6 protein-coding genes and 1 riboswitch are annotated in these 6257 nt (G+C 76.4%); of the genes, 5 read left to right on the top strand and 1 reads right to left on the bottom strand.

Annotated elements, in window-relative coordinates:
- Window positions 1–26: 26 nt before the first annotated feature.
- A complete protein-coding gene (locus L7D48_RS24030) occupies window positions 27–1220 on the bottom strand; it encodes an MFS transporter (RefSeq protein ID WP_237882390.1) in 1194 nt (397 codons plus the stop codon).
- Between the two features lie 59 nt (window positions 1221–1279).
- Between L7D48_RS24030 and L7D48_RS24025 the strand changes: the two genes are divergently transcribed.
- The 5 genes from L7D48_RS24025 to ribB form a co-directional block, all read left to right on the top strand.
- Window positions 1280–2548, top strand: a complete 1269-nt coding sequence (locus L7D48_RS24025) for an ROK family transcriptional regulator (RefSeq protein WP_237882388.1) — start codon at window positions 1280–1282, stop codon at window positions 2546–2548.
- Window positions 2549–2698: 150 nt separating this feature from the next.
- Window positions 2699–2829: riboswitch (FMN riboswitch) on the top strand.
- A gap of 212 nt (window positions 2830–3041) precedes the next feature.
- Window positions 3042–4208, top strand: a complete 1167-nt coding sequence (ribD, locus tag L7D48_RS24020) for a bifunctional diaminohydroxyphosphoribosylaminopyrimidine deaminase/5-amino-6-(5-phosphoribosylamino)uracil reductase RibD (RefSeq protein WP_237882392.1) — start codon at window positions 3042–3044, stop codon at window positions 4206–4208.
- The gene (locus L7D48_RS24015) at window positions 4209–4856 is read left to right on the top strand and encodes a riboflavin synthase (protein WP_237882385.1); all 648 of its coding nucleotides are present in this window, start codon (window positions 4209–4211) and stop codon (window positions 4854–4856) included. It begins immediately after the preceding gene.
- Window positions 4853–5542 (top strand): nicotinamide mononucleotide transporter family protein, encoded by a 690-nt coding sequence (locus L7D48_RS24010; protein ID WP_237882383.1) that lies wholly within the window; start codon window positions 4853–4855, stop codon window positions 5540–5542. The genes L7D48_RS24015 and L7D48_RS24010 overlap by 4 nt, the downstream gene beginning before the upstream one ends.
- On the top strand, window positions 5539–6257 hold a 719-nt coding region (ribB, locus tag L7D48_RS24005), incomplete at its 3' end, for a 3,4-dihydroxy-2-butanone-4-phosphate synthase (RefSeq protein ID WP_237882381.1). The genes L7D48_RS24010 and ribB, both read left to right, overlap by 4 nt.

Raw genomic sequence — 6257 nt, 5'->3', positions numbered from 1 at the left:
CTCCCGGTCCCGCCTCCCGCCCCGCCTCAGCGCAGCTCCGCCCGTACCTCTCCGGCGCTTTGGGCGACGACGCCGCCCCGGCGCGGGGCGCCCAGCACCCCGGCGGCCAGGACGAGGACGGCGGTCGCGGCGGTGACCAGGGCGAACGAGGCCCGCAGCGAGACCAGTTCGGCGAGGAGGCCGATGACGGTCGGTGCGGCCAGTCCGGTGGTGTAGGTGATGGTGGCGACGCCGGCGATGGCCTGCCCGGGGGCCGGACCGCTGTGCCCGGCGGCGGCGAAGGCCAGCGGCACCACCACGGCGATCCCGACGCCCAGCAGGGCGAACCCGGCGACGCCCGCCACCGGGCCGGGCGCGGTCACCACCAGCGCGCCGCCCGCGGTGGCCAGGACGCCGCTGACCCGCACCGTGCGCACCGGGCCGATGCGGCGCACGGCGGCGTCTCCGGCCAGGCGGGCGGCGGCCATGGTGCAGGCGAACGCGGTGTAGCTCGCGGCCGCGACCGTCGCCGACGCGCCGGTGACGTCCCGGAGGTAGACACCGGACCAGTCCATCGAGGCGCCCTCGGCGAGCACCGCGCACATGCCCACCGCGCCGATCAGCAGGGCCGAACGCGGCGGCAGCGCGAAGCGCGGCGGCGCCTCCTGCCCCGGCGCGGGGCGTACGTCCAGCAGCCCGCGGCAGGCCGCCGGAACGGCCGCGGCCAGGACGGCGGCGGCCAGCGCGAGGTGGATCCGGGCGTCCATACCGAGGTGGACGGCGCCCACGCCGGCCGCCGAGCCCAGCAGCGCGCCCACGCTCCACATGCCGTGCAGCCCGGACATGATCGAGCGGCCGTAGCGCTGTTCCACCTCCACCCCCTGGGCGTTCATGGCCACATCCGCCATCCCGGCGGTGGCGCCCAGGAGGAGGAACGCGGCACAGAGCACGGCCAGGTGGGGCGAGAGGGCGGGCAGGGCGAGGGAGGCGCACCACAGGGCGAGCAGGGCGCGTACGGCCGCCCGTCCGCCGTGGCGGTGCACGATGCGCCCGGCCAGTGGCATGGCGAGCGAGGCGCCGATCGCGGGGAAGGCCAGAGCCAGGCCCAACTGACCGTTGCTCAGGTCGAGTTGGTCCCGGAGCCAGGGGATGCGGGTGGTGAAACCGCCGGAGACCGCGCCGTGCAGGGCGAAGACCAGGGCGACCGAGCGCCGGGCCCGGCCGATGGGGGAGGAGGGCATGCGCGTAAACTATCAGGAAGGCTTCCTGAATGAAAAAGGAAATCTGCGAGGATTCCCGCATGACCACGCCCCCACGGCCCGCGCCCGGCGCGCCCTCCACTCCGGTCCGCCCCGCGCGCACCGCCTCGCCCCGCACGGCCCGCGCCATCAACGACCGGATCGCGCTGGAACTGCTGGTGGAGCACGGTCCCCTGACGGCCGGCCGGCTCAAGGAGTTGACCGGGCTGTCCCGCCCCAGCGTCGCCGACCTGCTGCGGCGCCTGGCCGAGGACGGGCTGGTCCGGGACGCCGGCGAGGCGGGGGAGAGCCGCCGCGGACCCAACGCCCGGCTGTACGGCCTCGTCGCCGGCCGCGCCCACGTCGCGGCCGTCGACGTCCGCACCACAGGCGTCTCCTTCGCCCTGGCCGACCTCGCGGGCGGCGCGGCGGGCGGTGCGGAACTGCCCATGGGGGACGCCGGGGACGGCAAGGGCGGTACGGGCAGTGGGGGCGACCCCGTGGAGCGGACGGTGACCGCCCTGCGGGAGGCGCTGCGCGGGGCAGGCGTCACCACGCTGCACACCGTCACCGTCGGCGCCCCCGGCATGATCGACCCGGCCACCGGAGCCCTCGGCCGCAGCACCACGCTGCCGGCCTGGCACGCCCGCGTCCCGGCCGCGATCCGTGAACGGCTGGGCGTACCGGTGGTACTGGAGAACGAGGTGAACCTCGCGGGCATCGCCGAGCACCGCCTCGGCGCGGCGCGCGGCCGCGACACCTTCGTCCTGCTCTGGCTGGGGCACGGGGTGGGAGCCGCCGTGATCCTGGACGGCGCACTGCGCCGCGGCGCCTCCGGCGGCACCGGCGAGGTCGGTTTCCTGCCGGTGCCCGGCACCCCCGGGCTGCCCTCGGCGACGGTCTGCGACGGCGGCTTCCACTCCCTGGCCGGCGCCGCGGCGGTGTGCGCGCTGGCGCGCGGGCACGGCCTGCGGCCGCCGCGGCACACCACCGAAGACGGAGTCCGCGCCGCGGAGGCCGTCGTCCGCGCCGCGGTGGCGGGCGAGGCGGGAGCCGGCGCCGAGGCGTTCCTGGAGGCGCTGGCCGAACGGATCGCGGTCGGCGCCGCCGCCGTCGCCTCGGTCCTCGACCCCGGCTGCGTGGTGCTCGGCGGCGAGGTGGGACGGGCCGGGGGACGGCCGCTGGCGGAACGGGTGGCCGGCCGCCTGGCCGGGATGTCCCCGCTGGCCACCGAGGTGCTGTGCGGCACGGTCGAGGGAAGCCCGGTGCTCGGCGGCGGCCTGGTGACGGCCCTGGACGCGGCGCGGCGGGAGCTGTTCAGCCCGTGGTGACGCGGGCTGAACAGCTCCCGCCGCGGGTTCGCCGGACCGGCCGGCCCGGCGGGCACGGGCCGGGGCGCCGCCTGCCGCTGTGAGCCGTCCCACAGGGCCTGCCTGGTGCCGCCCGATCCGGACGTGGCACACTGGCCGCGTACCAACGTCAAGCGCACTCCGGGGTCGGTGAAATTCCGAACCGGCGGTTACAGTCCGCGACCCGGCCGCTGCCAGCGGCCGGTTGACCAGGTGAAATTCCTGGACCGACGGTCAAAGTCCGGATGGGAGGCAGTGCGCGGCGGGCCGCGAGACGGCCGGTACGCCGCCGCAGGCGGATCCTCGGGCGCCCCGCCGGGCCCGGAGAATCCGGCCCGCGCCCCGGCGTCCCGTCCATCCCGCGAGACCGCTCGTTTTTCCCGTACCGCCCCGGAGTCCGTGCCCGAAGAGGTAGGAGGACCCGGTGGCCACCGAAGCCGCAGCGCCCACCGCGCGGGAGCGCGAACGCGACGCCATGCGCCGCGCCGTCGCCCTCTCCGCCCGGGGCCTCGGCTCCACCAGCCCCAACCCCGTCGTCGGCTGCGTCGTCCTCGACGCCGCCGGGCACGTCGTCGGCGAGGGCTGGCACCGGCGCGCCGGCGGCCCCCACGCCGAGGTCCACGCCCTCGCCGAGGCCGGCGAGGCGGCCCGCGGCGGCACCGCCGTCGTCACCCTGGAACCCTGCGACCACACCGGCCGCACCGGCCCGTGCAGCCGAGCCCTGATCGACGCCGGCATCGCCCGGGTGGTCTACGCCGTCGCCGACCCCACCCCCGACGCCCGCGGCGGCGCGCACACCCTGGCCGCCGCCGGAATCGACACCGAGGGCGGCCTCCTGGCCGAGGAGGCCGCCGAGGTCAACGCCCCCTGGCTGACCTCGGTGCGCCTGGGCCGCCCGTACGTGCGCTGGAAGTACGCCGCCACCCTCGACGGCCGTACCGCCGCGGCCGACGGCACCAGCCGCTGGATCACCTCCGGCGCCGCCCGTGCCGACGTCCACCGGCTGCGCGCCGAGGCCGACGCCGTGCTCGTCGGCTCCGGCACCGCCCGCGCCGACGACCCCCACCTCGCGGTGCGCGGCGTCCCCGGCGCCGTCCAGCCGCTGCGCGTCGTCGCCGACACCGAGGCCCGCGCCGTCCGGCCCGGCGCCCGTGTCCTGGACGGAGAGGCCCCCACCCTGGTCGCCGTCGCCGACGACCTGCCGGACGCCGCCACCGCCCACCTCGACGGGCACGCCGAGGTGGTACGGCTGCCGCGCGCCGCCGGAACGGACGGCCGCGGTGGGCACGGCGGCGGCCTGGACGTCGACGCGCTGCTCGCGGCCCTCCACGACCGCGGTGTGCGGTCCGTGCTGCTGGAGGGCGGCGCCACCCTGGCCGCGGCCTTCGTCGCGGCCCGCGCCGTGGACCGGGTCACCGCCTACCTCGCCCCCGCCCTCCTGGGCGCCGGGCCCGCCGCCCTCGCCGACGCCGGAATCGCCACCATCGCCGATGCGTTGCGACTGACGGTGACCGCGGTCGAGCGGATCGGGCCCGATCTGCGCGTCGACGCCGCACCGGCCCTGTCCGCCGCACCGGCCCTGCCCGCCGAACCCGCCGCGTCCGCCTCCGTCCCCGCCGTCCACGTGTCCAAGGAGTCCTGAGTGTTCACCGGAATCGTCGAAGAGCTGGGCGAGGTCGTCGCCGTCGAGGAGCTGGAGGACAGTTCCCGCTTCCGCCTGCGGGGCCCGCTGGTGACCGAGGGGGCGGGGCACGGCGACTCGATCGCGGTCAACGGCGTCTGCCTGACTGTCGTGGACACCGCCGACGGCGAGTTCACCGCCGACGTCATGGCCGAGACCCTCAAGCGCTCCAGCCTCGGCGCCCTGTCCGCCGGCGACCGCGTCAACCTGGAGCGCCCCATGGCGCTGGGCGGGCGGCTGGGCGGCCACATCGTCCAGGGCCATGTGGACGGCACCGGCACCATCACCGAGCGCGTCCCCGGCGAGAACTGGGAGATCGTCAGGATCGCCGCCCCGGGCGGACTCACCCGCTACATCGTCGAGAAGGGCTCGATCACCGTGGACGGTGTCAGCCTCACCGTCGTCGAGGCGGGCGAGGCGGACTTCACCGTCAGCCTCATCCCCACCACCCTCGCCCTGACCACCCTGGGCGTGAAGGGCGTAGGTGACCCGGTCAACCTGGAGGTCGACGTCCTGGCCAAGTACGTCGAGCGGCTGCTCGGCCACCGCCCCGCAGCCGGAACCGCAGGCGCCGCCGAGCCGGCCGAGGCCGCCGAGGCCCTGCGATGAGCGCGCTGGAGTGGCTCGACACAGCCCTCAACGGCACCGCCTTCGAGGCGTTCGGCCAGAGCGTGAAGTGGTCCGACATGGTCGGCAACGTCATGGGCCTGATCGCCCTCGCCCTCGGCTGGCGCCGCTCCATCTGGACCTGGCCCGCGCAGTTCCTGGCCGGAGCGATCCTGGTCGCCGCCTACGCCTCCGCCCAGCTCTCGGGCGGAGTCGGCAAGCAGCTGCTGGTCATCGGCGTCGCCGTGTGGGGCTGGTACCAGTGGCGGCGCGGCGCCTCGGCTTCCGCGGAGGAGCGCGGCAGCGCCGACGGCAGGATCACCGTACGGTTCGCCACCTGGCGCGAACGCGGATGGCTGCTGGCCGGGACGGCCGCCGGCACCCTCGCCGTCGGCGGACTGTTCACCCTCTACCCGCAGCTTTCCTGGAGCCCGTGGGCCGACGCCTACATCTTCGTCGGCACCCTGGCGGCGATGGTCGCCCAGGCCCGCGGCTGGGTGGAGTTCTGGTTCGCCTGGCTGCTGGTGGACCTGGTCGGCGTCCCGCTCGCCTTCGGCAGCGGCCTGGCCTTCTCCGGCCTGGTCTACGTCATCTACTTCGTCCTCGTCCTGTGGGGCCTGCGCGACTGGTGGCTGCGCTCCCGCGCGAAGGCGGCGAACGACCCCGCTCTGGAAGGAGCTCCGGCATGACCGTGCTGCACACCTGGAATCCGCGCACCGCCGACCCCGCGGCAGCGGCCGGTGCGTTCGGCGGCGCGGCCGGCGACGTCCTGGCGCTGGACCCGGTCGAGCGCGCGATCGCCGACATCGCCGCCGGACGCCCGGTGGTCGTCGTCGACGACGAGGACCGCGAGAACGAGGGCGACCTCATCGTCGCCGCCGAGCTGATCACGCCCGAGATCGTCGCCTTCATGATGAGCGAGTGCCGCGGCCTGATCTGCACTCCGATGGAGGCCGGCGAGCTGGAGCGGCTGGAGCTGCCGCAGATGGTCGGCGACAACACCGAGTCGATGGGCACCGCCTTCACCGTCTCCGTGGACGCCTCCGCCGCCCACGGCGTGACCACCGGCATCTCCGCCGCCGACCGCGCCACCACCATCCGGCTGCTGGCCGACCCGGCCCGCGAGGCCGGCGACTTCGTGCGCCCCGGCCATGTCTTCCCGCTGCGCGCCCGCCCCGGCGGCGTGCTGGAGCGCCCCGGCCACACCGAGGCCGGGGTCGACCTCGCCCGGCTGGCCGGACTGCGCCCCGCCGCCGCCATCGTGGAGATCGCCGGCGAGGACGGCACCATGCTGCGCCTGCCCGAGCTGGTGCCCTTCGCCCGCAAGCACGGCCTGGCCATCGTCTCCATCGAGGCGCTGATCGCCTACCGCCGCCCCCGCGAGCAGGCCGCTCCCTCCGTTCC

It is taken from the genome of Streptomyces sp. ICN903, from assembly GCF_022015835.1.
Classification (GTDB): Bacteria; Actinomycetota; Actinomycetes; order Streptomycetales; family Streptomycetaceae; genus Streptomyces; species Streptomyces fenghuangensis.
This window is presented reverse-complemented; position numbering and strand designations above follow the sequence as displayed.